Origin of the sequence: Streptomyces sp. NPDC001231 (assembly GCF_042896885.1) — a bacterium.
Taxonomy (GTDB): domain Bacteria; phylum Actinomycetota; class Actinomycetes; order Streptomycetales; family Streptomycetaceae; genus Streptomyces.
In genome coordinates this window covers 129,868-155,529 of record NZ_JBIAXS010000015.1, presented here as the reverse complement: position 1 = coordinate 155,529, position 25,662 = coordinate 129,868, and the positions used below count along the sequence as shown (strand labels likewise).

23 protein-coding genes are annotated in these 25,662 nt (G+C 73.1%); 14 read left to right on the top strand and 9 right to left on the bottom strand.

All coding sequences use genetic code 11. The features are described from left to right. Positions 1 to 3: 3 nt before the first annotated feature. Positions 4 to 4,323: an HAD-IC family P-type ATPase gene (locus ACFY3J_RS20085; RefSeq protein ID WP_390841388.1), complete on the top strand. Its 4,320-nt coding sequence runs from the start codon at positions 4 to 6 to the stop codon at positions 4,321 to 4,323. 219 nt (positions 4,324 to 4,542) lie between these two features. On the opposite strand, the gene ACFY3J_RS20080 is transcribed toward ACFY3J_RS20085, so the two are convergent. The 5 genes from ACFY3J_RS20080 to ACFY3J_RS20060 all read right to left on the bottom strand — a co-directional run bounded on the left by ACFY3J_RS20080 (position 4,543) and on the right by ACFY3J_RS20060 (position 9,326). After that, positions 4,543 to 5,895: an FAD-dependent oxidoreductase gene (locus ACFY3J_RS20080; protein WP_384180799.1), complete on the bottom strand. Its 1,353-nt coding sequence runs from the start codon at positions 5,893 to 5,895 to the stop codon at positions 4,543 to 4,545. 147 nt (positions 5,896 to 6,042) lie between these two features. Further along, positions 6,043 to 6,720 (bottom strand): TetR/AcrR family transcriptional regulator, encoded by a 678-nt coding sequence (locus ACFY3J_RS20075; protein WP_384180797.1) that lies wholly within the window; start codon positions 6,718 to 6,720, stop codon positions 6,043 to 6,045. Positions 6,721 to 6,918: 198 nt separating this feature from the next. Next, the gene (locus tag ACFY3J_RS20070; RefSeq protein ID WP_390841387.1) at positions 6,919 to 7,617 is read right to left on the bottom strand and encodes an HAD family hydrolase; all 699 of its coding nucleotides are present in this window, start codon (positions 7,615 to 7,617) and stop codon (positions 6,919 to 6,921) included. 66 nt (positions 7,618 to 7,683) lie between these two features. Beyond that, positions 7,684 to 8,619: a M56 family metallopeptidase gene (locus ACFY3J_RS20065; RefSeq protein WP_390841386.1), complete on the bottom strand. Its 936-nt coding sequence runs from the start codon at positions 8,617 to 8,619 to the stop codon at positions 7,684 to 7,686. Positions 8,620 to 8,765: 146 nt separating this feature from the next. Next, positions 8,766 to 9,326 carry a DUF5134 domain-containing protein gene (locus tag ACFY3J_RS20060; protein WP_384180791.1) on the bottom strand — a complete coding sequence of 187 codons (561 nt, stop codon included), beginning with the start codon at positions 9,324 to 9,326 and terminating at the stop codon, positions 8,766 to 8,768. A gap of 197 nt (positions 9,327 to 9,523) precedes the next feature. On the opposite strand from ACFY3J_RS20060, the gene ACFY3J_RS20055 reads away from it, so the two are divergent. Together ACFY3J_RS20055 and ACFY3J_RS20050 are read left to right on the top strand one after the other, a co-directional pair. Beyond that, a complete protein-coding gene (locus tag ACFY3J_RS20055; protein WP_390841385.1) occupies positions 9,524 to 11,200 on the top strand; it encodes an FUSC family protein in 1,677 nt (558 codons plus the stop codon). Next, a complete protein-coding gene (locus tag ACFY3J_RS20050; protein WP_384180787.1) occupies positions 11,197 to 11,790 on the top strand; it encodes a MarR family winged helix-turn-helix transcriptional regulator in 594 nt (197 codons plus the stop codon). The genes ACFY3J_RS20055 and ACFY3J_RS20050 overlap by 4 nt, the downstream gene beginning before the upstream one ends. A gap of 57 nt (positions 11,791 to 11,847) precedes the next feature. Here the strand turns inward: ACFY3J_RS20050 and ACFY3J_RS20045 are convergent, their stop codons facing one another. Together ACFY3J_RS20045 and ACFY3J_RS20040 are read right to left on the bottom strand one after the other, a co-directional pair. After that, the gene (locus tag ACFY3J_RS20045; RefSeq protein ID WP_384180785.1) at positions 11,848 to 12,612 is read right to left on the bottom strand and encodes a VOC family protein; all 765 of its coding nucleotides are present in this window, start codon (positions 12,610 to 12,612) and stop codon (positions 11,848 to 11,850) included. A gap of 105 nt (positions 12,613 to 12,717) precedes the next feature. Next, positions 12,718 to 13,110: a VOC family protein gene (locus tag ACFY3J_RS20040; RefSeq protein WP_384180783.1), complete on the bottom strand. Its 393-nt coding sequence runs from the start codon at positions 13,108 to 13,110 to the stop codon at positions 12,718 to 12,720. A gap of 69 nt (positions 13,111 to 13,179) precedes the next feature. Here ACFY3J_RS20040 and ACFY3J_RS20035 point away from each other — a divergent pair, with 69 nt between their 5' ends. Beyond that, positions 13,180 to 13,719 carry a GNAT family N-acetyltransferase gene (locus tag ACFY3J_RS20035; RefSeq protein WP_384180781.1) on the top strand — a complete coding sequence of 180 codons (540 nt, stop codon included), beginning with the start codon at positions 13,180 to 13,182 and terminating at the stop codon, positions 13,717 to 13,719. 252 nt (positions 13,720 to 13,971) lie between these two features. Here ACFY3J_RS20035 and ACFY3J_RS20030 read toward each other — a convergent pair whose 3' ends face one another. Next, complete coding sequence (locus ACFY3J_RS20030; RefSeq protein ID WP_384180779.1) at positions 13,972 to 14,655, bottom strand: glycerophosphodiester phosphodiesterase; 684 nt, start codon at positions 14,653 to 14,655, stop codon at positions 13,972 to 13,974. Between the two features lie 437 nt (positions 14,656 to 15,092). Between ACFY3J_RS20030 and ACFY3J_RS20025 the strand changes: the two genes are divergently transcribed. The 5 genes from ACFY3J_RS20025 (at position 15,093) to ACFY3J_RS20005 (ending at position 19,753) form a co-directional block, all read left to right on the top strand. After that, positions 15,093 to 16,490 (top strand): DUF6421 family protein, encoded by a 1,398-nt coding sequence (locus ACFY3J_RS20025; protein ID WP_390841384.1) that lies wholly within the window; start codon positions 15,093 to 15,095, stop codon positions 16,488 to 16,490. Between the two features lie 41 nt (positions 16,491 to 16,531). Further along, a complete protein-coding gene (locus tag ACFY3J_RS20020) occupies positions 16,532 to 17,290 on the top strand; it encodes an SDR family NAD(P)-dependent oxidoreductase (protein ID WP_384180775.1) in 759 nt (252 codons plus the stop codon). Then, entirely contained in the window at positions 17,287 to 18,357 is a 1,071-nt protein-coding gene (locus ACFY3J_RS20015) for a threonine aldolase family protein (RefSeq protein ID WP_384180773.1), read from the top strand. The genes ACFY3J_RS20020 and ACFY3J_RS20015 overlap by 4 nt, the downstream gene beginning before the upstream one ends. Positions 18,358 to 18,446: 89 nt before the next feature. Next, entirely contained in the window at positions 18,447 to 19,040 is a 594-nt protein-coding gene (locus ACFY3J_RS20010) for a transglutaminase domain-containing protein (protein WP_390841383.1), read from the top strand. A gap of 17 nt (positions 19,041 to 19,057) precedes the next feature. After that, complete coding sequence (locus tag ACFY3J_RS20005) at positions 19,058 to 19,753, top strand: B3/4 domain-containing protein (protein WP_384180769.1); 696 nt, start codon at positions 19,058 to 19,060, stop codon at positions 19,751 to 19,753. An 82-nt stretch (positions 19,754 to 19,835) separates the two neighbouring features. Here ACFY3J_RS20005 and ACFY3J_RS20000 read toward each other — a convergent pair whose 3' ends face one another. Continuing rightward, positions 19,836 to 20,564 (bottom strand): lysophospholipid acyltransferase family protein, encoded by a 729-nt coding sequence (locus ACFY3J_RS20000; RefSeq protein ID WP_384180767.1) that lies wholly within the window; start codon positions 20,562 to 20,564, stop codon positions 19,836 to 19,838. Positions 20,565 to 20,840: 276 nt separating this feature from the next. Here ACFY3J_RS20000 and ACFY3J_RS19995 point away from each other — a divergent pair, with 276 nt between their 5' ends. The 5 genes from ACFY3J_RS19995 (at position 20,841) to ACFY3J_RS19975 (ending at position 25,527) form a co-directional block, all read left to right on the top strand. Then, positions 20,841 to 21,230 (top strand): TlpA family protein disulfide reductase, encoded by a 390-nt coding sequence (locus ACFY3J_RS19995; protein ID WP_384180765.1) that lies wholly within the window; start codon positions 20,841 to 20,843, stop codon positions 21,228 to 21,230. A 208-nt stretch (positions 21,231 to 21,438) separates the two neighbouring features. After that, entirely contained in the window at positions 21,439 to 21,957 is a 519-nt protein-coding gene (locus ACFY3J_RS19990; protein WP_384180763.1) for a flavin reductase family protein, read from the top strand. Positions 21,958 to 22,176: 219 nt separating this feature from the next. Beyond that, the gene (locus tag ACFY3J_RS19985) at positions 22,177 to 22,971 is read left to right on the top strand and encodes an electron transfer flavoprotein subunit beta/FixA family protein (RefSeq protein WP_384180761.1); all 795 of its coding nucleotides are present in this window, start codon (positions 22,177 to 22,179) and stop codon (positions 22,969 to 22,971) included. A 52-nt stretch (positions 22,972 to 23,023) separates the two neighbouring features. Continuing rightward, positions 23,024 to 23,986, top strand: coding sequence for an electron transfer flavoprotein subunit alpha/FixB family protein (locus ACFY3J_RS19980; protein ID WP_390841382.1), 963 nt, complete (start codon positions 23,024 to 23,026; stop codon positions 23,984 to 23,986). Positions 23,987 to 24,222: 236 nt separating this feature from the next. Beyond that, on the top strand, positions 24,223 to 25,527 hold the full coding sequence (locus ACFY3J_RS19975) for a DUF6986 family protein (RefSeq protein ID WP_384180757.1): 1,305 nt from the start codon (positions 24,223 to 24,225) through the stop codon (positions 25,525 to 25,527). The last annotated feature ends 135 nt before the right edge of the window (positions 25,528 to 25,662 follow it).

Genomic DNA, 25,662 nt, shown 5'->3' with positions numbered 1-25,662 from the left:
GCCATGGTGCTCGAACTGCTGACTGCCCCGTCGGCCGCTGCCCGGCTGGTCACCCGGAGGGCCGCCCCTGCGGTCGGGGCCGCCGCGGGAGCGGTGGCCGGAACGGCACGGGCCGGCGTACGCGGCGTGGACGCCGCCGCGCGGGTCGTGCGTGTCGCCCGCAACGCGCTGCCCGGCACGGACCGCCACTGGCGGTCCGGCACCCGGGCGCACCTGTCGCTGCGTTCCCTGGACCCCGAGAAGGTGCTGCGCGCGGGCGGGAAGCAACATCTGGCGCGGCACATCGCCGCGACGCTCGCCGAGCGGCCCGACGTGCTCTTCGCATGCTGGGACGAGGGTCTGGGGCGGCTGGTCGTCGCCGTGACGGAGGAGGAGGCCGCCGACGAGGTCGTGGACCACGCGGCCGGCCTCGCGGCCCGGCACGGGCTCGTCCTGGACGGCGACGATCCGGAGGAGATCACACATCCGGGGGATCCGGCCGGGGTGCGGGCGGCCGCGGCCACGCTCGCCGCCGACGTGGTGGGCGTCGGTGTCGCACTGACCTCCTACGCGTTGCGCCTGCCGCCCTCACCGCGCATGGTGACCGCCGCGGTGACGCTGCTGCGGGAGAACCCGCGCTTCCGTGCCGCACTGAGCGCCCGGCTGGGCAGGTCCCGTATGGACCTCCTGCTCGCCTGCGCGAACGCGGCCGCCCACGGCATCGGCCAGACCCCCACCTCGCTGGTCCTGGACGGTGCGCTGCGCGCCGGTCAACTGGCCGACACGGTGGCCCGCACGGCCGCCTTCGACGCGTTCCACGACCAGTTGTGCGCACCGGGCCGCGTCAGCGTCGCCGCGGACGACACCCCGCGCCCGCCGCTGCGCGTCACACCGGCCCAGGAGTACGCCAACCACGCCTCCGCCGGCAGTCTGGTGGGCGCGGCGCTGACCATGCTGGTCAAGCACAACGGGGCCGAGGCGGCCGAGGCGGTGCTCGCCGGTTCGCCCAAGGCCGCGCGCTACGGACCCGCCGTCTTCCACGCCGTGCTCGGCACCCTGCTCGCCCGGACCGGCGTGCTGGTCCGGGCCCCGGAGCGGCTGCGGCAACTGGAGATGGCCGGTACCGTCGTCCTGCACTCGAGCGCGCTGCGCACCGAGGAGGGGGAGGCGGACCCGTGGGTCGAACCGGTCCTGGACGCGGCACGCCGGGCCGGACTACGGGTGGTCCTGGTGGACGATCCGGCCCTGGAGGACCTCACTGGTCTCGCCGACCAGGTCGTGGACGCCCGGCGCCCCCTGGACGACGTGGTGTACGGGCTGCGCGGCGAGGAGGGCACAGTAATCACCGTCGCCCGGATGCGCTCCGCCGACGACCACGACGTCCTCGCCGGACTGCGCGGCAGCGACCTCGCCATCGCCCTCGTGGACGGCGACGCCGCCGTCGTCTGGGGCGCGGACATCCTCGCCCTGCACGGGCTGCCCGACGTGTGGCGGGTGCTGACGGCCGTCCCGGCGGCCCGGAGGACCGGCCACCGGGCGCAGACCCTGGCCCGGTCCGGCGCCGCGCTGTCCGGACTGCTCGTGGCCATCGGCGAGTCCAAGCGCGGCCGCGGCCGCCGTGCCATCCTGCCCGGGTTGCGGCACGCGCCGGTCGACGCCGCCGCGGCCGCCGCCCTGCTGTCCGGGACACGTGCCGCCTTGGCCGTGGCGGCGACGCACGCCCCGCACCCGCGACCGCGCGTGCACTGGCATGAACTCGACGCGAAGGAGACCCAAAAACGGCTGGACCAGGAAGCGGCGGGCCGGCTCACCCCGTTCGAGTGGGCCGCCGTCCAGGTCCGCAAGGCGGTGGCCGGCATCGTCCGGAACCCGGTCCTCGCCCCGGTCCGCTGGACGTACGACCTGGAGCAGGCCGTGCGCGGCGAGCTGCGGGACCCCCTCACCCCGGTCCTGGCCGTCGGCTCGGCGGCCTCGGCGATCCTCGGCTCCGTGGTGGACGCCCTCCTCGTGATCGGGGCCCTCGACCTGAACGCCCTGGTCGGCGGATTCCAGCGGCTGCGCGCCGAGCGTGCCCTGTCCGGCCTGATCGCCGAGCAGAAGCGCAAGGCGCGCATCGCGCCCCCGGACTCGCAGGCCCCGGCCGGCGCCACCGTCACGGTCGACGCCGGAAAGCTCAAGCCGGGCGACGTGATCGAGCTGAAGGGCGACGAGGTGGTGCCCGCCGACGCCCGGCTGCTGTGGGAGGACGGCCTGGAGGTCGACGAGTCCGCGCTGACCGGGGAGTCCCTTCCGGTGGAGAAGCAGACCGACCCGACCCCGCACGCCGCGGTCGCGGACCGCAGCTGCATGGTCTTCGAGGGCACGACCGTGGTGGCCGGGCAGGCCCGGGCCGTCGTGGTCGACACCGGCGAGAGCACCGAGGCCGCCCGCGCCGTGCACCTCGCCGCCCGCACGCCCCCGTCCGCGGGCGTGCAGGCCAGGCTCCAGGAACTCACCCGCAAGGCACTGCCGTTGACACTGGCGGGCGGAGCGGCGCTGACCGGTATCGCGCTGCTGCGCGGCACCTCGGTCCGCGAGGCGGTCAGCGGCGGCGTGGCCGTCGCCGTGGCCGCCGTCCCGGAGGGCCTGCCCCTGGTCGCCACCGTGGCGCAGCTGGCGGCGGCCCGGCGGCTCAGCCGCGACGGCGTCCTGGTCCGCACCCCGCGCGCGCTGGAGGCGCTGGGCCGGATGGACACCATCTGCTTCGACAAGACCGGCACCCTCACCGAGAACCGGCTGCGCGTGGTGCGGGCGTCCGACGCCGACGGTGAGGTCCACGTGGTGGACGACGAGGCCTCCGCACGCACCCTGCGGTCCGCGGCGCGGGCCTGTCCTCGTCTCAACGGCGACTCGGACCGGCCGGTGCACGCCACCGACGAGGCCGTCCTCGACGCGGCCGGTCCCGACCCGGACTGGGTCGAACTGGAGGACCTCGGCTTCGAGGCCGCCCGTGGATACGCGGCCGCCGTCGGCCGGATCGCGGGCGGACCCCGCCTGCTGGTCGTCAAGGGCGCCCCCGAGACGGTGCTCCCCGCCTGCCCCGCCCTCCCGGCCCACGCCATCGAGACCTCGCACGCCCTGGCCGGCGACGGGCTGCGGGTGCTGGCGGTCGCGCAGCGGCGGCTCGACGAGCACGAGAGCGAGGAGGACGCACTCGAACGGAGGCTTGAGGGCCTGGAGTTCATCGGGCTGCTGGCGCTGTCGGACGTGCCGCGCGACACGTCCATGGCGCTCGTGAGCGGGCTGTACGAAGAGGGCGTACGGCCGGTCATGCTCACCGGCGACCATCCGCAGACCGCCCGGGCGATCGCCACCGAGCTGGGCTGGCCCAAGGACACCACCGTGGTCACCGGCGACGAACTCGCCGCCGCGGACAGGTCGGCCCGCGCCCGGATGCTGCGCGACGCCGACGTGGTCGCCCGAGTGGCGCCCGAGCAGAAGCTCCAGGTCGTCGAGGCCCTGCGGGACGCCGGCCGGGTGGTCGGCATGGTCGGCGACGGCGCCAACGACGCCGCGGCGATCCGTGCCGCCGACATCGGCGTGGGCATCAACGCCCGCGGTTCCGCGGCCGCGCGCAACGCCGCCGACATCGTCCTGACCGACGACGACCTGACGGTCCTGATCGACGCGATCGGCGAGGGCCGCGCCCTGTGGCACAGCGTCGCCGACGCCATCGCCATCCTGATCGGCGGCAACGCGGGCGAGATCGGTTTCGGTCTGTTCGGCACGCTGCTGTCGGGCACCGCGCCGCTGTCCACCCGGCAGATGCTCATGGTGAACCTGTTCACGGACCTGTTCCCGGCGATGGCCGTGGCGGTGACCCCGAAGGAGGCCCCCGAACAGGCGCGGTCGGCGACGCCGGAGGACGCGGCGGGCTCCGTCCTGGGCGAGGGGCTGATCCGGCAGATCCGCCACCGTGCCATGACCACCTGTCTGGGCGCGGTCACGGCCTGGATGATCGGCCGCTGGACACCCGGCACCGCCCGCCGCTCCAGCACGATGGCCCTGTGCGGCGTGGTCGGCACCCAGCTCGCCCAGACCCTCCTCGACCGCCGGGGCAGCACGCTGGTCCGGGTGACGTCCCTGGGCTCCGCCCTGGCCCTCGCCGCCCTGATCCAGACCCCCGGCGTCAGCCGGCTCCTGGGCTGCACCCCGCTCGGTCCGGTGGCCTGGGCCGGCGTCGCCGCGGCGATCACCCTGGCCCTGGCCGGTCAGCGGGTCCTGCCCCGGCTGGAGGAGACCGTCGTACGGCTGCTGCCGGAAAGCGGTCCCGCGTTCGTCCGCGAGCTTACGGCCGGAGGTTGACGGTCGCGGGTCCGGTTCCGCCAGAGCCTGGCGGAACCGGACCCGCTCATGGATTCCCGCGGATACGCACCAGGGCGACCCCGCCCCCTGCCCGGGTGCCATCTCCCGCCGCTGGACAGGAGAACGCCGTTTCGGCGGGGAGTCCCGGACCGGCTCCCAGTGCCTCTTGTCCGGATCACGCCGGGCTCGCGGGCCCTTGCACGATCCAGACGACAGGACTTAGGCCTGGGAGACCGCGGTGCGGGCCGCCGCCCGCAGGGACTCCCAGTCCGGCAGCTTGACCACGCTGCGCCCGAGGGAGACGCCGAGTTCCGCCTCGGCCCGCTCGATGGCCTGCCAGCCCGCCCACCGTACGGGCTCGACACCCTCGGCACGCAGCACCGGGAGGCTGTCGTCGGGCACCTGCCTGCCCACGAGCCCGGGCGCGTCCTGGAGCAGTGAGGTCACCGTCTCCTTCGCGCACGGCCGGTTGGTGCCGATGACGCCCGTGGGACCCCGCTTGATCCAGCCGGCCACGTACTCGCCCGGCGCGACGGCACCGTCGCGCAGCACGCGCCCGTCCCGGTGCGGCACGGTGCCGGTGCCCGCGTCGAACGGCAGCCCGTCCGGCGGCACTCCGCGGTAGCCCACCGACCGCAGCACCAGCTGGGCCGCGATGTCCTCGTACCGCCCCGTTCCGACGACGCCGCCGTGCCCGTCCGGCGCCGTGCGCTCCAGCCGCACCGTACCCACGCGGCCGTCGTCGGCGAGCAGTTCGACGGGGCGCAGGAAGAAGCGCAGCCGGATCCGGCGGGTGCCGCCCTTCGGCGGCGTCGCGGCCCAGCCGCGCAGGACCTCGATGTTGCGGCGCTGGGCGGCCGGCAGCGCCGAGGGGTCGGCGCAGGCCGGGTCCAGCGCCAGCTCCTCCGGGTCGACGACGACGTCGGTGTCCGGCAGGGCGCCCAGCTCGCGCAGCTCCTTGGTCGTGAAGCGGGCCTGCGACGGGCCGCGCCGGCCCACCATGTGGATCTCGGTCACCCGGCTCGCGGTGAGCGCGGCGAGCGCGGCCTCGGGCATGTCGGTGGGGCTCAGCTCGGCCGCGCCGCGCGCCAGGATGCGCGTGACGTCCACGGCGACGTTGCCCACGCCGACGACGACGGCCGACCGCGCGCCCCGCACGAAACCGCTGTCCACGGAGTCGGGGTGGGCGCTGTACCAGGAGACGAACTCGGTCGCCGACCAGCTGCCCGGCAGGTCCTCGCCCGGGATGTGCAGACGGCGGTCGGTGGCGGCGCCCACGCAGTACACCACCGCGTGGTACAGCTCGCGCAGCCGCGCGGCGGGCAGTCCGCCGGGGCCACCGACCTGGACGCCGCCCAGGAACCGGACCCGCTCGTGCTCCAGGACCGTCCGCAGGTTGTTCTGCAGGGACTTGATCTTCTCGTGGTCCGGCGCCACGCCGTAGCGCACGAGCCCGTACGGGCACGGCAGCCGGTCGAGGACGTCGACGCGCACCGAGGGGTCCTGCTGGACCAGGCCCTGAGCGGTGTAGCACCCGCTCGGCCCCGAGCCGACGACGGCGACACGCAGCACGGCGGAACTCCTTACCCCGATGGATCGCACATGGATCGCAGGAGATCGCTGATGGCTCCAGCATGGCACCAAGCGGACCGCCGGGGGAGGGAGGCCGCGCGGGATCGCCCGCGTGTCGCGGCCCGGATCCGTACGCCGGCCGCCGGGCTACCGCTCCGGCGGGGGCGCCGGGATCCGGCCGGTCGCGAAGAAGCGGGAGAGGTCCGTGTCGCAGGAGCCGCCGGGCGGCTGTGCCTCCGGCGGCGCTCCCATGTCCCAGTCGAGCCGGTAGCGCTCGAACAGCTCGGCCCGCAGCACCGGCACCGGCATCGGCGCCCCGGGCATCAGCGCGGCGTAGACGGCGCCCATCAGCAGGGCGCGCAGCATCGGGTAGTCGGCGTCGACGTCCTGCGAACCGCGCCGGGCCACCGTGTCCCGCAGCAGCTCCGAGAGGCGCTGCTGCTCCGGGCACTGCACGAAGCCCTCCTCGTGCAGGATCCCCGCCATGTGCTGGCGCATCAGCACCGGCCGGTCCCGGGCCAGACCCAGGATCGCGTCGACGGCCCGTGCCAGCCGCTCCCGGCCGTCCTCGGTGTGCGGCTCGCGCTCCAGCGCCTCCTGGAGCGTGCGGTGCATCAGCCGGTGCACGGCGGACTGCACCAGCTGGCGCTTGCCGGGGAAGTAGTAGGAGACCAGGCCGCGTGCCGACCCCGCGCGGTCGGCGATGGCGCCGAGCGTCGTCGCGTCGTAGCCGTGCTCGCCGACCAGCTCGACCGCCGCCTGGAGGAGCCGCTCCCGGGAACGCCGTCGCAACTCTTCATTGACCGAGGCGCTTCGCGGGGACATGCTGTGACTCCTGCGTTGACTGGCTGCCAGCCAACTATACTCAGCACGAGCGGACCGGCCCCGGCAGGGGTCCGTCGTGCTGCCGTCCGTCTCGGGCGAAACGGGGGATCGTCCGAGACGGGCGGACTTTTGCGTATCCGGCGCCGTCAAGGGGCTGCCGCCGGGGTCGGGTGGGAGTGCCGGCGGCGCGGTGGTGGCTCAGTCCGTCCGGTCGAGCAGGCCGAGGACCGGCAGCAGCGCGTCCGGCCGCCGCGTGACCGGCAGGTGGTCCACGAAGTGCGTACCGCAGCCCAGGGCGGCCGCGCCGCCGTCCGCGTGGCGGCTGTCGCCGACCATCAGCACGTCCTTCGGGTCGGCGCCGAGCGCCGCGCAGGCGAGAGCGAACAGGCGCGGGTCCGGCTTCTGGACGCCGTGCTCGTACGACAGCACGTAGGCGTCCACGTACGCGTCGAGGCCGTGGGCGCGGAACACCGGGCGCAGGTCCCAGCCGATGTTGCTCACCACGGCCACGCCGACCCCGCGTTCGTGCAGCGTGCGCAGCACCTCGGCCGCGTCCGGGTAGGGGGCCCAGGCCGCCGGCGTCATGTGCCGCTCGTACAGTGCGTCGTGCAACGCCGGGTCGGGCAGCGGCACTTGGCGGGACAGGGTGGTGTAGGTGGACCGGTGCAGTTCGGCGCTGCGGTCCCGGATCTCCCACAGCCCGGCCGCCTCGTCGGGCAGCCGCGCCGGCGGCGCCCCGCCCGGCAGCGCCCCGGCCTCCTCCAGCGCTCGTGCCGTCCGGGCCAACTCTCGCTCATCAAGGGTGAGTTCAGCCGCGTTCAGGACGGCTCTCAGCCAGGACTCGCAGGACTCGATGCGGAAGAGGGTCCCGGAGAAGTCGAAGAGCACGGCAGCCATGGGCCGATGATGGCCCACCCCCGGGCGCCCCGGCCACCGGACACCGGTCACGGACGGGTGCCGTTCCTAGCCCAGCGCCCTCAAGCCGGGTATCACCGCCACCAGGACCGGTATCACCGGGACGAGGGAGGCGACCGCCGTCAGGCGCAGTCTGCGGGCGGTCGGGAGGCGGTTCGGGGGAGTGAGGAGTCGGTGCACGCGCTGAGGGACGTGCGCCTGGGCGGCGGGGCAGGGGCCGAACACGCCGCGGTGCTCGTTGAGTCCGACCAGGGCGAGGGCGGTCGTCAGGCGGCCGAAGCGGCGTGACGCCATGTCGTCGGCGGCGAGTTCGACCAGGCGGTGCATCTCGTCGCGGAACGCGGCGAACACCAGCACCTGCGGAAAGCCGCCGGCGAGCGCGGCGGAGCAGTGCAGCAGCCAGTCGTGCCGGGCCCGCGCGTGGCCCTGCTCGTGCGCGAGGACGGCGTCCAGCTGCCGCCCCTTCAGCCGGCGCAACGCGGCCGTGGTGATGACCAGCCGGGGCGACGGTCCCGGCAGCCACCAGGCGTCCGGCCGCTCGCCCTCCAGCACCACGAGCCGGTCGGCGCCGGACTCCTCGCCGGGCAGCAGCGGGGCACGGACGAGGAGTTCGGCGCGGCGCAGCCTGCGTCGCGCCCGGGCCCGTACCACCTCGCGGAGCAGCATCGCCGCGCTCCACGCCCCGCCGCACGCGAGCGCCACCGCGGTCGTCGGCGCCCAGGCGTCGGCCGTGCCGAGCGCGTACGCCTCCACCACCGAACGCGGAGCCGGGGCGAACACATGGCCGCGCACCGCCTGCCAGGCGGCCGCCGCGCTGAGCGTCATCGACAGCGCGCAGCACAGCAGGACCGCGGCGACCACGCACTGCCACACCCACAGTGCGAGCACCGGTTCACGGTCCGGCCAGTCGGCCCGGGCGAGCAGCCGAGGGGCGGCGAGGGCGGTCAGGGCGCCGAGCAGCAGCAGGACCGCGGGGACCATCATGCGAGCCACCCTATGAGCGGCCGACAGCCCCATGGGTACGGCTCCGCGGCAAAGTGACGCAGACCACGACGCCGTGGCGCCGGCCGCGCCGTCCCGGCGGATCACTGGTCCGATCTCACCGTCCTGCCGGTCACCATGGTCACCGGTCAGATGGTCAGGAGCATCGCCACCATCGCGATCCCCATCGACAGCCGGCATGCCCGCGCCAGCTCCGGACGGTCGCCCCACGCCGTGCCGCCGCGCGCGCCACCGACGGCCACCGTCCCGGCGGGGACCAGCCGGACGCCGGACAGCAGGACGTATCCGGTGAAGTACAGCAGCAGTGCCCCGGTGAGCGGCGGCACTCCCGCCCCGCCGTGATGGTGGGAGCCGGGCGACACGGGCGACACGGCCATCACCACGGACATGTAGACCATGGCTGCCGCGCCCACCAGGTGGTGCAGGTGGTGCGGGCTCGTCCGCGCCGACCACAGGGAGCGCAGCGCGGTCGCGCCGAAGACCGCCCCGTAGGCCGACCAGGCCCACACCGGCGGTGTGAACACCGCGGCCGGGACGGCCATGGCGGCCATGCCGAAGCCCATGACCGCCTCGCCGCCCGCGGAACGGCGCTGGTCCTCGACGGTGCTGCGCATCCGCAGCAGGCAGTACGCCCCGGTCGCCGCGCACAGCGCGACCAGCAGCCAGCCGGGCGAAGTCGATCCGTGCACCCCCCACCTCCCCGCTCGACGGATCACGGCCGCCGCCGGACGGCCGGTCGGTCAAGCGATGCCCAGGGCACGCGGTGCGCACACGAGCGCAAGGAGGTATACGGGGCGCGTTCGGGGAAGCACGGCACGTCACGAGCCGGGGACGGCATGTCATGCCAATATGCTTTACAGGTAAAACACCTGCTAATCTTGTTGGTATGAGCAGTGTGCCCCCCGCTTCCGGCCGGATCGCCCGGCGTCTTCCGCTCAACGGCGTGCTGCGGCTCGGCCGCCCCTCGGACATCTGGTTCAAGCCCGCCCTGAGCGTCGTCGTCTCGGTTGCCGTGCCCAACCTCACCCTGCTCGTCCTCGGCCGGCTCGACCTGGCCATGTACACGATGGCGGGCTCGCTGTGCGCCCTGTACGCGCACAACCGCCCCTACGCCGCCCGGGCCCGTGCCCTGGCCTGGGTGGTCCTCGGCATGATCGGCGGCCTCGCCCTCGCCCTGGTCACCGCCTCGCTCACCACCGACCCGGTCGTCCTGGTCACCATCGGTGCCCTGATGGCGGCCGCGCAGAAGGCTCTCTGCGACACCACCCGCATCGGACCGCCCGGCAATGTCGTCCTCACCTTCATCAGCTCCGCCTCCCTGTTCGCCCCGCAGACCCTCGGCCAGGTCCCGGCCCACCTGGCGCTGGCCCTGGCCGCGGCGGCCTGGGCCTGGGTGGTCGGCATGGCGCCCGGGCTGCTGCGCCCGCACGGCCCGGAGCGCCGCGCCACCGCGCAGGCGCTGAACGCGGCCGCCGCCCACGCGGCCACCGGCGGCACCGGCGAAGGCCACGCCCGGACCCGCGCCGCCGCGGCCGCCGCCGTCCAGGCCGCCTGGCAGACGCTGCTGTCCACCGGCGCCCGCACCGCTCCCCGGCGCGCTCTGGAACGGCTCGTCGTGCGCGCCGAGGTCGCGCTCGCCGCCCCGGCCGACACGGACCCCGAGAGGCTGCGCACCTGGGCCCGCCAACTGTGCGGGACCGGGCCGATCCCCGAGGCCGGCGAGACGGCGGCGGACGCCGACGAACTGCTCGGCGTGGACGCCGAGACCACCGCCCCCCACCGGCCCTGGTGGACCCGGCTCGGCCCGCTCACCCCGATCGTGGTGCGCACCGCGCTGGGCTGTGCCCTCGCCGGCTACGCCTCCCTCGCGCTCGGTGTCGGCCGCCCCTACTGGGCCCTGGTCACCGCCGCCTCCCTGTACCAGGCCAACCTGACCCTGACCTGGAAGCGGGGCATCCAGCGCGTCGTCGGCAACCTCGTCGGCGTCCTCGTCTTCGCCGTCGTCGCCCCGCTCGCGCACGCCAGTGACCTGGCCCTCGTCCTGCTCTGCATGGCCTTCAACTTCGGCGCCGAGGCGCTGATCGGCCGCAACTACTGGCTCGGCAGCATCTGCGTGACCCCCCTGGCGCTGCTCATCATCGAGTTCGCCGGGTTCCACGAGCCGGGCGAGCTGATCACCGAGCGGGCCGTGGACACCCTGGCCGGCGCGCTGGTCGGCTTCGTGGCCGCCGTCGCCGTCACCAACCGCCGGGCCGGCGACCGCATCGAGCACGCCCTGGCCGCCGTCGACCGGGCCCGCGAAGGGGCCGCCCGCCTGCTCGCCGAGGAGCGGCCCGCGCCCGCCGCCCTGCAGTCCGCCCGCCGGAGCCTGGCGGCCGCGCTGGCCGACCTGCGCGCCACCGCTGACGCCGCGTCCGGCGAGTGGTGGCAACGCGCCCTGCCCCAGGAGCGGGTCGTGCTCACCGAGCAGTCCGCACACCGTACGCTCGCCGCGACGGTACGACGCCAGGGCCTGCACGCCCCGGCGAGCACGGGCGAGACGACGGAGGACGTACGGCCATGACGGCGAGGAACGGACGGCCGGCCCACGAGGACGCGGCGACCGGGGACGCGGCGCACGGGTGGACCCGGCCCACGGGGACCGAGCCGGGCGGCGACACCGTCGCCGGGGTGGTCCGCCAGTGGCGGGCCGTCCACCCCGATCTGGACACCGCGCCGATGGAGATCATCGGCCGGATCAACCGCTGCGCCGCCCTCCTCCAGCAGGCCGAGGACGCGCCGCTGCGCCGGGCGGGCCTCAGCCGGCCCGAGTTCGACCTGCTCGGGGCGCTGCGGCGGACGGGGGACGAACTCACCCCGAGTGAACTGACCCGCGAGACGTTCTCCTCGGGGGCGGCGGTCACCAAACGCCTGAAGCAGCTCACCGAACGCGGACTGGTGGAGCGCCGCGGCGACACCCGTGACCGCCGGGTCGCCCACGTCCGCCTCACGGACGCCGGACGGGACCTCGTCGACGGCATCCTGCCGGAACAGCTCGCCTACGAACGGGCCGTCCTGTCCGGCCTGGCCGGGCGGGAACGGGACGGCCTGGCCGCGCTCCTGGGCGAGCTGCTCGGCCGGCTGGAGGGCCGCCCGGGCGCCCTGCGCCTCTGAGCCGGAGGGCCAGTTCTTCGGCTCCCCCGGGCGGACCTCGGCCTTCCTGGACGGGCCTCAGCTCTCCTGGGCGGACCGGTAGATGCCGAAGGTCGCGCCCTGGGGGTCCCGCAGGACCGCGATACGGGGGCCGTCCGGGAGCGGGGTGGGCTCCAGCAGGGCCTTGGCGCCGGCCCGGACCGCGACGTCCGTGGTCGCGTCGACGTCCTCGACCGCGAAGTACGGCAGCCAGTGCGGCGGCACATCGGCCGGGAAGCGGTCGTGCATCGCCGTCACACCGCCGAAGTCCTCGCCGTGCAGACCCCACTGCGTGTACCACTCCGAGGCGTTGACGCTCCAGCCGAACACGCTCGTGTAGAAGTCCCTGGCCCGCTTGGGGTTGCGGGTGACCAGTTCCACCCAGCCGAGCGAGCCGGGCCGGTTGAACACCCCGGCACCGGAGAACTCCCGCGCCTGCCACATCTGGAAGGCCGCGCCCGACGGGTCGAGCGCGACGGTGAAGCGGCCCTCGTCGTAGATGTCCCTCGGGCCGTGGATCACCGTCCCGCCGGCCTCCACCACCTTGTTCGCCACGGCGTCCGCGTCGGCGACGGCGAACGAGACGTTCCACGCGACCGGCTGCGACCTCTGGTACAGGGGCGTGATCGCGGCGACCGGCGCGTCCCCGAGGTGAGCGAGGGTGTAGTCACCCGAGACCAGCCGGGGGTGGCGCCGCATGCGCCAGCCGAACACCTCCGTGTAGAACCGTGTGGCCGCCTCCAGATCGCTGGTGCCCAGCTCCGCCCAGCAGGGTCCGCCGACCACAGGTTTGTCGAACTCCATGGCACTCCTCCGGGAAGGCTCGTCCCCACCCACCAGCACGCTAGCCCCGGCCGCCGACGCGGGCCAGTGGGAGCCGCCCGCGGCCGCCGCGCGCCCGGATCCGGCTCAGATCCCCGCCCGGTACCGCAGCGGGTGCTCCGCCGGCACCTCGACGAGGACGATGGGCGTGCCGTCCGGATCGGCGATCCACATCTCGATCAGACCCCACGGCTCGCGCACCGGCTCACGCGTGATCTCGACGCCCTTCGCCCGCAGCTCCTCGTGGGCCGCCGCCACGTCCTCGACCTGGAGCCACAGCCGCACGGACGGGGACGGCGGGCCGTCGGAGCGCCCGGAGAGCTCCAGGAAACCGCCACCGAGGAAGTAGACGGTGCCCCGCTCCGGCCCCGTGCCGAACTCGCGGTAGACGGCGAGGCCGAGCCGCTCGCCGTAGAAGACACGGGAACGCTCGGGGTCCGTGGGCCGGACCAGTGTCCGGCTGCTGAGTACGTGCACCATGCACCTGGAGCCTAGTGGCAGGATGGCGCTCGCCCCGCCCGACAGCGCCCGAACCGAAAGGCTCGCCCCATGAAGACCGCCGCCAGCGGACTGACCTTCCGTGACGCCCGCGACGCCGATGTCGACACGCTGGTGCACCTGATCGAGTCGGCGTACCGCGGGGACTCCAGCCGGGCGGGCTGGACCACCGAGGCGGACATCCTCCAGGGGCAGCGGACGGACCCCGAGGGCGTGCTGGAGGTGATCAAGTCGCCCGGGAGCAGGCTGCTGACGGTCGAGCGGGAGGGCCGCGTGGTCGCCTGCTGCCAACTGGAGCACCAGGGGGACCACGCCTACTTCGGCATGTTCGCCGTCAGCCCTGCACTGCAGGGCGCGGGCCTGGGCAAGGTGGTCATCGCGGAGGCCGAGCGCCAGGCCCGGGAGGACTGGGGCGCCAGGGAGATGCACATGACCGTGATCTCCGTGCGCGAGGACCTGATCGCCTGGTACGAGCGCCGCGGCTACCGCCGTACGGGAAGGACGACCCCCTTCCCGTACGGCGACGAGCGGTTCGGCATTCCGCAACGCGACGACCTGGAGTTCGAGCTGCTGGTCAAGGAACTCGTCTAGGGCTAGTGCTGTGACCGGAAAGGTTTGCCGGGAAGCTCGCGGCGTCCGGTGCTGGGGGCACCTCCCACGCCGTTCGGGCAGTGGGGGAACATCGCAAGGCGGAGCATGACCCGCGTACTGGATGTGCTCGGGTGATGCGACAACGCGGCTGGGGGTCCCCCTGCTCGAAGAGCTTGGGGGAGCCGTGCCGGGCGTCGCGAGCCGGTGAACCTCTCCGGTCACAGCACTAGCTAGGCACCCTCGCCCGGAGGGTCAGGCGGTGAAGCGGCCCGTGAGCTTGATCTCCGGGTAGTCGGTGGTCGCCCCGTCCAGCTCCAGGGCGCGGACCAGGCGCAGATGGTCCAGGGTGTTGACGACCCAGCCGATGATCCGCAGGTCCGCCTTGCGCGCGTGCTCGACGATCTCGAGGGTGAGCCGGCGGATGTTGAGGCAGACGGTCGCGGCGCCGGCGGCGGTGGCGCGTTCGACGACCTCGGAGCCGTAGCGGCTGGCCACGAGCGCGGTGCGCACTCCCGGCACCAGCCGGGCGACCTCTGCGATCGCCTCGTCGTGGAACGAGGACACCTCGACGCGGGAGACCAGGTCCCGCTCGTGCAGCACCTCGGCCAGTGCGCGGGCCGCGGATACGTCCTTGATCTCGGCCTGGAGCGGTGACCGCACAGCGTCGAGGACCTCCTCGAAGAGCGGGATCCGCTCGCCGCGGCCGGCGTCCAGGGAGCGCAGCTCGGCGAGTGTCTTGTCGGCGATCGCGCCGCTTCCGTCGGTGGTGCGGTCCACCTTGTCGTCGTGCATGACGACAAGGGCGCCGTCCTTGCTCAGGTGCAGATCGAGTTCGATGACGTCCAGTCCGGCCTGCTGGGCGGCGACGAAGGAACGGAGGGTGTTCTCGGGCTCGACTCCCATGACTCCGCGGTGACCGATGGTAAGGAAGTTCAAAGTTCAACTCGCTTCCGTCGACGGCGGCTCTGCGCGGCGCGGAGCGGACGGACCTCGTCGTCCGCGCGGTAGTGACGCAGCCTAATGGCCCACACGCTGGTTGAACCCCCGCGTACACGCCGCAGTGGGGTGACGCCCCGCAGGAGCGGGCCGGATCCGTCGCGGCGGTCACTCCGGCGTGGGCGAGTCCCCGGTCGCGTTGACCGCCGGGCCGTGAAGCCTTCGCACGGTCGCCCACGGCCGGAAACCGCCCCTGGGGAGACGTGGCGTCGGTCACCCGACCGGCCCGCCGGGTCTGGCCCCGTCCGGGTGTACGGCAGGAAAATAGTCGGTGACCATGGCCGTGTGCAGAATAAACTCCCGAGGCTCCCCTTGCTGGGAGAAACCCTGTATGTATACGGTCTCCTTACGCGAGGTTGTCCCGTGGAGGATGAGACATGACGGAAATTCTTGTGCAGGTGGGTGCGGAGGAGAAGGTTCCTCCGGTGGCCAGGGTGGTTGAGCACCCGGCGTGGCCCGTGCTCAAGGATGCCGTGGAGCGAATCCGGCCATGGCAGTCGAAGGACGGCGCGATCGACTTCACGGCCGAGGGCGCCCCCGGCCGGGCGGACGCCGACGCCGCCGTACGCCGTGTGATCGACGCCGTCGAGGAGCTGTCCCCGCTGCTGCCGCACGACGCCGCCTACCACGAGGCACTCGTGCGGGACCTGCGCCGCTGGGCCGAGGGCGGCTTCGAGGTGCCGGACTTCCTGGACTCGCTGCTGGCCTTCCAGCCCGCCGCGAACCGCGCGGACGGCCTCCAGCACCTGGTCGTCTTCCCCATGTACACGCAGAACGGCAACCCGGACCGCAACCTGGAGGCGGTCGTGCTGCGCATGGTCTGGCCGGACTGGCTGGCCGAACTGGAGCGCACCCGCTACGACAACCCGCTGTTCTGCGGCATCACCTTCGAGGACTTCACGGGCGGCTACGACACCAACTCCGCCGTCCTCTTCCCGGAGACCATCGCCGTGCGCGAGGCGCCGGAACGGTTCTCCTGGGGTGGCATCTTCTGCGACCGCGAGGCCGCCCGCTTCCGCCGCGTCACCGCCGCCGCCGTCGACCTCCTGGGCCTCGAACTGCCCGAGGACATCGCCGCCATGGTCCACGACCAGAAGCGCTGCGAGGAGGCCTTCGTACTGTGGGACATGGTCCACGACCGCACCCACAGCCACGGCGACCTGCCATTCGACCCGTTCATGATCAAGCAGCGCCAGCCGTTCTGGATGTACGGCCTGGAGGAGCTGCGCTGCGACCTCACCGCCTTCAAGGAGGCCGTGAAGCTCCAGGCCGACGGTGTCGCGCAGGCCCGTGACGTGCAGTACGCGGTGCTGTTCGACCGCATGTTCCGCTTCCCGGTCACCGGCGAGCGCGTGCGCAACTACGACGGCCTCGGCGGTCAGCTGCTCTTCGCCTACCTGCACAAGCACGACGTGGTGCGCTGGACCGACAACAAGCTGACCATCGACTGGGAGCGCGCCCCGCAGGTCACCAACCAGCTGTGCGCCGAGATCGAGAAGCTCTACCGCGACGGCATCGACCGCCCCAAGCTGGTCCACTGGTTCGCCGGCTACGAACTGGTCTCCACCTACCTCGCTCCGCACCCGGGCTCCAAGTGGGCCAAGGGCCCCGACGCCCTGGACCTGACCCAGCCCCCGCGCAAGCTCGTGGATGACGTGCTTCCGGACGAGTTTCCGCTCAGCATGTTCTACGAGGCACTGTCCAAGAAGCTGAAGAATGTGATCGCCTCGACCAGGGGCATCGTGGCGGACAGCGCCGAGCGGGTCGCCGCGTGAGCGGCCGCGAAACCAAGAACACTGCGCAGGAGGCGAGGAACATGGCGGGGAACGGGGCTCTCAGCGGTGCGGTGATCGCGGTGGCCGGCGCGGGCGGACCGGCCGGCCGGGCGGCGCTGCTCAGGCTCGCCGAGGCGGGGGCGACCGTCGTCGGCGCGGACAACGACCCGGAGCGGCTCTCGCAGGCCGTGGACGCCGCCCGGTACGCCTCCGGCGGCGCCCGCGTCACCGGGGACACCGTCGACCTGCTCGACCTCCAGTCCACCCGCGACTGGGCCGCGCACATCGAGAAGGACTTCGGCCGGATCGACGGCCTGGTCCACCTCGTGGGCGGCTGGCGCGGCAGCGAGACCTTCACCAAGACCAGCCTTGACGACTGGGACTTCCTGGAGCTGCTGCTCATCCGCACCGTGCAGCACACCTCCCTGGCCTTCCACGAGGCGCTGCAGCGCAGCGAGCGCGGCCGGTACGTCCTGATCAGCGCGGCCGGGGCCAGCAAGCCCACCGCGGGCAACGCGGCGTACTCCGCCGCCAAGGCGGCCGCCGAGGCGTGGACGCTGGCCATGGCCGACTTCTTCCGCAAGGCGGGAAAGAGCGAGGGCGCCGAAGGGCCGACGTCCGCGGCTGCGATCCTGGTGGTGAAGGCGTTGGTGCACGACGCGATGCGCGCCGACCGCCCCAACGCGAAGTTCGCGGGCTTCACGGACGTCAAGGACCTGGCCGAGGCCATCGTCGACGTGTGGAGCAAGCCCGCCGCGGAAGTGAACGGAAACCGTCTGTGGCTGACCGACAAGCCGTGAACCCTCCCAGGACCGACGCGCGTCGCCATCACGACCCCGAGGTCCGCGGGTTCGCCAGCGACAACTACGCCGGGGTCCACCCGGAGGTGCTCGCCGCCCTGGCCGTGGCCAACGGCGGGCACCAGGTCGCGTACGGCGAGGACGACTACACCGAGAACCTCCAGCGGATCGTCCGCAGCCACTTCGGCGCCACCGCGGAGGCGTTCCCGGTGTTCAACGGAACCGGCGCGAACGTCGTGGCGCTCCAGGCGGTCACCGACCGCTGGGGCGCGGTGATCTGCGCGGAGAGCGCGCACATCAACGTCGACGAGGGCGGCGCCCCCGAGCGCATGGGCGGCCTGAAGCTGCTCACCGTGCCCACGCCCGACGGCAAGCTCACCCCCGAGCTGATCGACCGGCAGGCGTACGGCTGGGAGGACGAGCACCGGGCGATGCCGCAGGCCGTCTCGATCACCCAGAGCACCGAACTCGGCACCCTCTACACGCCCGAGGAGATCCGCGCCATCTGCGAGCACGCGCACGCGCGGGGCATGAAGGTGCACCTGGACGGCTCCCGCATAGCCAACGCGGCCGCCTCCCTGAACGTGCCGATGCGGACGTTCACCAACGCCGTCGGCGTCGACATCCTCTCCCTGGGCGGGACGAAGAACGGCGCGATGTTCGGCGAGGCGGTCGTGGTCCTCAACCAGGACTCCGTCCGCCGGATGAAGCACATCCGCAAGATGAGCATGCAGCTCGCCTCCAAGATGCGTTTCGTGTCGGTGCAGTTGGAGGCGCTGCTCGCCAAGGACCTGTGGCTGCGCAACGCCCGGCACGCCAACGGGATGGCGCAGCGGCTCGCGGAGGGCGTGCGCGCCGTGCACGGCGTGGAGATCCTCTACCCGGTGCAGGCCAACGGGGTCTTCGCCAAGCTCCCGCACGAGGTGAGCGAGCGCCTGCAGAAGCGGTTCCGCTTCTACTTCTGGGACGAGGCGGAGGGCGTCGTGCGCTGGATGTGCGCCTTCGACACCACCGAGGACGACGTGGACACGTTCGTGGCCGCGCTGAAGGAGGAGATGGCGCGCTAGCGTCCGCACGCCGGTCGGATCTGCATAGTTATGCGATCACTCGAAAAGTCATTGACGTTCGAGTGGTCGCGTTCCTATGCTCTGCGGGCATGGAGCTGATCCAGAACACCCCCGACCTGTCTGCGTATTTGGCCGCCGACGAGGTGATCGACCATGAGCACCCGATGGTCCGCGAGACAGCTGCGCGTCTCGCCGAGGGGGTGGTGGACTCGTATGCCTATGCGCGGTCCGCGTACGAGTTCGTGCGCGACGGCATCCCGCACTCGCAGGACTCCGGCGACCCGCGTGTCACCTGGCGCGCCTCCGACGTCCTCCGGCTGCGCACCGGCATCTGCCACGCCAAGGCCCATGCCCTGGCGGCGCTGCTGCGGGCCGAGGACATCCCGACGGCGCTGTGCTATCAGCGGCTGACGCACGACGAGGGCGGCGGGCACGTGGTGCACGGACTGGTCGCGGTCCGGTTCAACGGAGCCTGGCACCGGCAGGACCCGCGCGGCAACAAGCCGGGCGTCGGCGCCCAGTTCTCCCTCACTGGTGAGCGCCTGGCCTTCGTACCGGATCCAAAGTCCAACGAGCTGGACTATCCGGTGCTGTACGCTGAACCGCACCCGGCGGTGCTGGCCGCCCTCACGGCCGCTCCGGACCGGCCGCGGCTGTGGAAGACGCTCCCTGCCGCACTCTGACCGCGAGGCGGGAGAACATGGCACTGACGCTCACCGTGTCCGACGAGGTACGCGCACTCGCGCCCGGCTTCACCCACGTGGCCGTCGAGGCCCACGGGCTGGTGGGCGGACCGAGCACCGAGGCCTCCTCGGCGCTCCTCGACGACGCCGCACGCCGTCTGGCGGCGGGTCTGGAGGGGCGCGCCCCGCACGAGGACCCGCACATGGCCGCCTGGCGCGAGACCTACACGGCGTTCGGCTCCAAGCCCTCCCGTACCCGCAACTCGGCGGAGGCGCTGGCCCGGCGGGCGCTGACCGACGCCGGACTGCCCCGTATCAACCTGCTCGTCGACCTCTACAACGCCATCAGCGTCGCCCATCTCATCCCCGTCGGAGGCGAGGACCTCGACCGGATCGAGGGCGGTATGCGCCTGGTGCGCGCCAGTGGCGAGGAGGACTTCGTGACCGTCGCGGGCGGCGAGGAGACCGTCGAACACCCGGACGCGGGCGAGGTGGTGTGGTGCGACGAGGCCGGCGTGACCTGCCGCCGCTGGAACTGGCGCCAGGGCCCGCGCACCCGCCTCACCGAGCAGACCGCGTCGGGCATCTTCCTGCTGGAGAGCCTGGCCCCGATGCCGGTCGCCGAGGTGGAGGCGGCGGCGGCCGAACTCGCCGAACTGCTGGAGAAGTTCAGCCCGGGTGCCGAGGTCACCGTACGGCAGCCCGCGTCCTAGACCCGGGTCCGGTCCGTCACCTTCCGGTCTGGCGCGCGGTCCCGGCCGGGTCGGCCGGTCTGCCGCACGGTCCCGGTCGGCGTCAGTGCGCCCCGGCCGTGCGGAGCTGGTCCGGGGTCGGGGCCGTGCCGCCGAGGTGGGCCGGCATCCACCAGGTGTCGTCGGCGGACCGGGGGCGGACCGGGTAGGCGCGCTGGGCGGCCTCCAGGAGCTCCTGGACGCGTTCGCGCAGCCGGCGGGTGATGGCGCCCGCGTACTGCTCGCGGGAGGCCTCCATGGCCTCGCCCACGCGGATCGTGATCGGGATGTGGCTGCGCTTGAAGTTGCGCGGGTGGCCCTTGGTCCACAGGCGCTGCGTGCCCCAGACGGCCATCGGGATCATCGGAACGCCCGCCTCCTGCGCGAGGCGCGCCGCGCCCGACTTGAAGCTCTTCAGCGTGAACGACTCGGAGATCGTGGCCTCCGGGAACACCCCGACCAGCTCGCCGGACCTCAGCGAGTCCAGCGCTCGCGCGTACGCCGCCTCACCGTTGGCGCGGTCCACCGGGATGTGCTTCATGCCGCGCATCAGGGGGCCGGAGATCCGGTGCCGGAAGACCGACTCCTTGGCCATGAAACGCACCAGTCGCTTCTGCGGGAGCGCCGCGAGCCCGTTGAAGACGAAGTCCAGATAGCTGATGTGATTGCTCACCAGCACGGCGCCGCCCGTGCGCGGGATGTTCTCCGATCCCCGGCAGTCGATCTTGAGGTCCCACGCCTTGAACATCGTGCGGGCGAGACCGATGACGGGGCGGTAGACGAGCTCTGCCATGAGCGGGACGGACCCTTCTCTCTGCCAGGGAAGGGGCTCCCGGCTGAAGTTACGCTGCCGTAGGTTTACGGCCTGTCGCAGATCGTGCCCCAAGAACGGCCCGGGAGCCAGCCCACGTGCCCGTCCACGGCGAGATCCTCGTCACGTCACCCGTGAGATTCCGCCCGACGGCCCATGGCGGCCACACCGCGTCCACGGATCCGCCGGCCGCGACCGCCGCCCGGCGGACCCGTCCCGGGTCCCGGGAATCTCCGCGCTCCCGGGCGCGCTGAACCGGTGGGCGCGCACCGGCGCGTTCGCGAAGGTACGGCGGCGGCACAGCGGAACAGGAGAGCGGGCGTGCGGGGACGTGGCGAGGACAGGCGGCTCGGGACGGCCGAACTCGGTGAGGACCTCGGCGCGCGTGCCACGCTGGTGCAGTTCTCCAGCGCCTTCTGCGCACCCTGCCGGGCGACCAGGCGAGTCCTCGGCGAGGTGGCCCGCATGGTCCCCGGGGTGGCGCACGTCGAGATCGACGCGGAGGCCCGGCTCGACCTCGTGCGCGAACTCGGGATCCTCAGGACGCCGACCGTGCTCGTCCTCGACGCGGACGGCCGCGTGGTGCGGCGGGCCGCCGGACAACCGCGCAGGGCGGACGTCATCGCGGCGCTGGGGGAGGCGTTGTGAGGTCCCTGTCCATGACGGCGGGACAGCTCCCACATCCCGGGACGTACTTGACTGGACACGCCAACTATCGTGAGCCTGACCGCATGCCCTCGGAACTCCTTCTTCTCGGGCGGCCCCGCGTCGACCCAGCCCGCCCCACGAGCGCGTGCCGCCCGGACTGTTGAGCAGCCACGGATCCCGCTCGCCCGACCAGCAGAAGGACAGCTCCATGACGGCCACGTCCGACCTGGGCGCCTCCGCCACCGTCCGGCTCGCCTCCCCCCATCTGCTGCGCTCCGTCTTCCGGCGGCACGCGGCGGGCGTCGCGGTGATCACCGCCCGGGGCGACGCCGGTCCGGTCGGCTTCACCGCCACCTCCCTCACCTCCGTCTCCGCCGAACCCCCGCTGCTCTCCTTCGGCGTCGGCACCGGCGGCTCCAGCTGGCCGGCGATCGCCGCGACCGACCATGTAGGCGTCCACATACTCGGGGAGCACCAGGAGGAACTGGCCGCCACCTTCGCGCGCAGCGGTGCCGACCGCTTCGGAGCGCCGACGGCGTGGCGCGAGGGCCCCGAGGGGGTGCCCGTCCTCGACGGCGTGCTCGCCTGGATGGTGTGCCGGGTCGTCACGCGGGTGCCCGCCGGGGACCACCGCATCGTGCTGGCCGAGGTCGTTCTGGGCGACGCCACAGGCGCCGGCCGTCCGCTTCTCTACCACCAGGGCGGCTTCAGCGGCCTGCGTGATTGATCACCTCGGCACTCTCCTGCGAAGCCGTCGGGTTCCGGTTACGCTGCGTTGCGAAGGTCACAGTTCAAAGCGCTTGCTCAGCGGGCATGAACTGGGTGTACTGACGAGTAATATTTCGCTCGGAGCGCGCGGTCGCCCTGACCGGGATCGGCCGCTTCAGGCGCCTATGCTGCCTGCAGGAAGGCAGCCCAGAGAAGACGATGCAGTAGGAGAGCCGGCGTGAGCTTGAGGATCGTTGTCACTGTGAAGTACGTGCCCGACGCCACTGGCGACCGGCACTTCGCCGAGGACCTGACCGTCGACCGGGACGACGTGGACGGTCTGCTCTCCGAGCTGGACGAGTACGCGGTCGAGCAGGCGCTGCGGATCGCGGAGAACTACGACGGGGACGGCGACGCCGAGGTCACCGTGTTGACGGTGGGTCCGGAGGACGCCAAGGACGCGCTGCGCAAGGCGCTTTCGATGGGCGCCGACAAGGCGGTCCACGTCGAGGACGACGATCTGCACGGCACGGACGCCATCGGCACCTCGCTGGTGCTGGCCAAGGCGGTCGAGAAGGCCGGTTACGACCTGGTGATCTCCGGCATGGCCTCCACCGACGGCTCCATGGGCGTGGTCCCGGCGCTGCTGGCCGAGCGTCTGGGTGTTCCGCAGGTGACGCTGCTGGCCGAGGTGTCGGTCGAGGACGGCACCGTGAAGGGCCGCAGGGACGGCGACGCCGCCTCCGAGCAGTTGGAGGCGTCCCTGCCCGCGGTGGTGTCGGTCACCGACCAGTCGGGCGAGGCCCGTTACCCGTCGTTCAAGGGCATCATGGCGGCCAAGAAGAAGCCGGTTCAGTCCTGGGACCTGTCCGACCTGGACATCGACGAGGACGAGGTCGGTCTGGAGAACGCCTGGACGGCCGTCGACTCCGCCACGGAGCGCCCGGCCCGCACCGCCGGCACGATCGTCAAGGACGAGGGCGAGGGCGGCAAGCAGCTCGCCGAGTTCCTCGCGAGCCAGAAGTTCATCTAAGGCCCGCAACCCGCCGACCGCCCCCCTTCGCAAGCAGGAGAGAAGAAGTCCCATGGCTGAAGTCCTCGTCTACGTCGACCACGTGGACGGTGCCGTCCGCAAGCCGACCCTGGAACTGCTGACCCTGGCCCGCCGCATCGGCGAGCCGGTCGCCGTCGCCCTCGGCGCGGGTGCCGCGGACACCGCCGCGACGCTCGCCGAGCACGGCGCGGCGAAGGTCCTCACCCACGACGCGCCCGAGTACGCCGACTACCTGGTCGTGCCCAAGGTGGACGCCCTCCAGGCCGCGGTCGCGGCCGTCTCCCCGGCCGCCGTGCTCGTCCCCTCCTCCGCCGAGGGCAAGGAGATCGCCGCGCGTCTGGCGCTGCGCATCGGTTCGGGCATCATCACCGACGCCGTCGACCTGGAGGCCGGCGACGAGGGCCCGGTGGCCACCCAGTCGGTGTTCGCCGCCTCGTACAGCACCAAGTCCCGTGTCTCCAAGGGCACCCCGGTCATCACCGTCAAGCCGAACTCGGCCGCGGTGGAGGCCGCCCCGGCCGCCGGTACGGTCGAGGCGCTGGACGTGTCCTTCTCCGCCCAGGCGACCGGCACCAAGGTCACCGGCCGGACGCCGCGTGAGTCGACCGGGCGTCCGGAGCTGACCGAGGCCGCCATCGTGGTCTCCGGCGGCCGTGGCGTGAACGGCGCGGAGAACTTCGCGGTCATCGAGGCGCTCGCCGACTCCCTCGGCGCGGCCGTCGGTGCCTCGCGTGCCGCCGTCGACGCCGGCTGGTACCCGCACACCAGCCAGGTCGGCCAGACCGGCAAGTCCGTGTCCCCGCAGCTGTACATCGCCAACGGCATCTCCGGCGCGATCCAGCACCGGGCCGGCATGCAGACCTCGAAGACGATCGTCGCGGTCAACAAGGACTCCGAGGCCCCGATCTTCGACCTGGTCGACTACGGCGTGGTCGGCGACCTGTTCGAGGTCGTCCCGCAGCTCACCGAGGAGATCAAGGCCCGCAAGGGCTGAGCCTCCGACACCGACCGAGGCCCCCGCGCCCCGCCCTCTCTGGGCAGGACGCGGGGGCCTCGGCTCGTCCGGCGGCACACCCCCCGTGGCTTCGACGGGTGATCCCCTCCTCCCGCGCGCCACGATGAAGGCGTGGGCGGTCGCGCGAAAGACGGTGTTGACCCACGGGAAGATCCACGGATAACTTCGTACTGCGGATTATTGATTCCGTGAAGCGGAAAACAGGAGGGTGTGGGATGGGTCAGGGCCAGCAGGAGAACGTGGCGACGAGCCTCGCGGGCGCCGTCAGCGAGGAGATCAGCGCCTCCCTCGCGCCGGTCGACGCCGAACTGGAGCGCCTCTACCCGGGCGACCCCGGTACCCGCCAGCCCGTGCACACCGTCTATGTGCCCGGCGACGTCTTCGACGCCGGCACCATCCGCTCCTGGGGCGACCAGGCGCTCGCCGCGCTCGACGAACACGCCCCGGACGCGGCCTCCTTCGCCGCCGTCCTCGGCCTGAGCGACGAACTGGCCGCTCCCGTGTACGACCGCGTCCGCGCCAAGCTGGAGCGGGAGCCCATCGAGGACCTGCGGATCGACTTCGAGGACGGCTACGGCCCCCGCCCGGACGCGGAGGAGGACGAGGCGGCCGCCCGCGCGGCCAGGCTGGTCTCCGAGGCGTACCGCAACGGGACGGCCGCCCCCTGCATGGGCATCCGCATGAAGTGCCTGGAGGCGGCGGTCCGCGACCGGGGCATCCGCACCCTCGACATCTTCCTCACCGGCCTGATGGCGGCCGGCGGCCTGCCCGAGGGGCTGGTCCTGACCCTGCCGAAGGTGACCTATCCCGAGCAGGTCACCGCCATGGCCCGGCTGCTCGAGGCCTTCGAGAAGGCCCATGGGCTGGCGCCCGGCCGCCTCGGCTTCGAGCTCCAGATCGAGACCAGCCAGTCCATCCTCGCCGCCGACGGCACCGCCACCGTCGCCCGGATGATCCAGGCCGCCGAGGGCCGCGCGACCGGACTGCACTACGGCACCTTCGACTACAGCGCCTGCCTCGGTGTCTCCGCCGCCTACCAGGCCAGCGACCACCCGGCGGCCGACTACGCCAAGGCCGTGATGCAGGTCGCCGCGGCCGGCACGGGCGTACGCGTCTCGGACGGCTCCACCAACGTCCTGCCGGTCGGCCCGACCGAGAAGGTGCACGACGCCTGGCGGCTGCACTTCGGCCTCACCCGCCGTGCCCTGGCCCGCGCCTACTACCAGGGCTGGGACATGCACCCCGGCCACATCCCCACCCGGTACGCGGCCGTGTTCGCCTTCTACCGCGAGGGCTTCGAGCAGGCGGCGGCCCGCCTGGCCCGCTACGTCAGCCGTGCCGGCGGCGACGTCATGGACGAGCCCGCCACCGCCAAGGCGCTCAGCGGCTACCTGCTGCGCGGCCTGGACTGCGGCGCCCTCGACTCCGCCGAGGTCGCCCAGCTCACCGGCCTGACCCGCGCCGACCTGGAGTCCTTCTCCGCCCCGCGCCGCGGCGACCTGACTGCCTCGGCGCAGTAGCCGGGGGGCACCGACAGGGGCGGGGGGGGCGGGGGCCGCCCCCCCCCCCCCCCCCCCCCCCCCCGGCCCGGCGCCCCCCCCCCCCCCCGGGCCGGCCACGGGGGGGGGGGGCAGGCGCCGGGCCCCCCCCGGCCC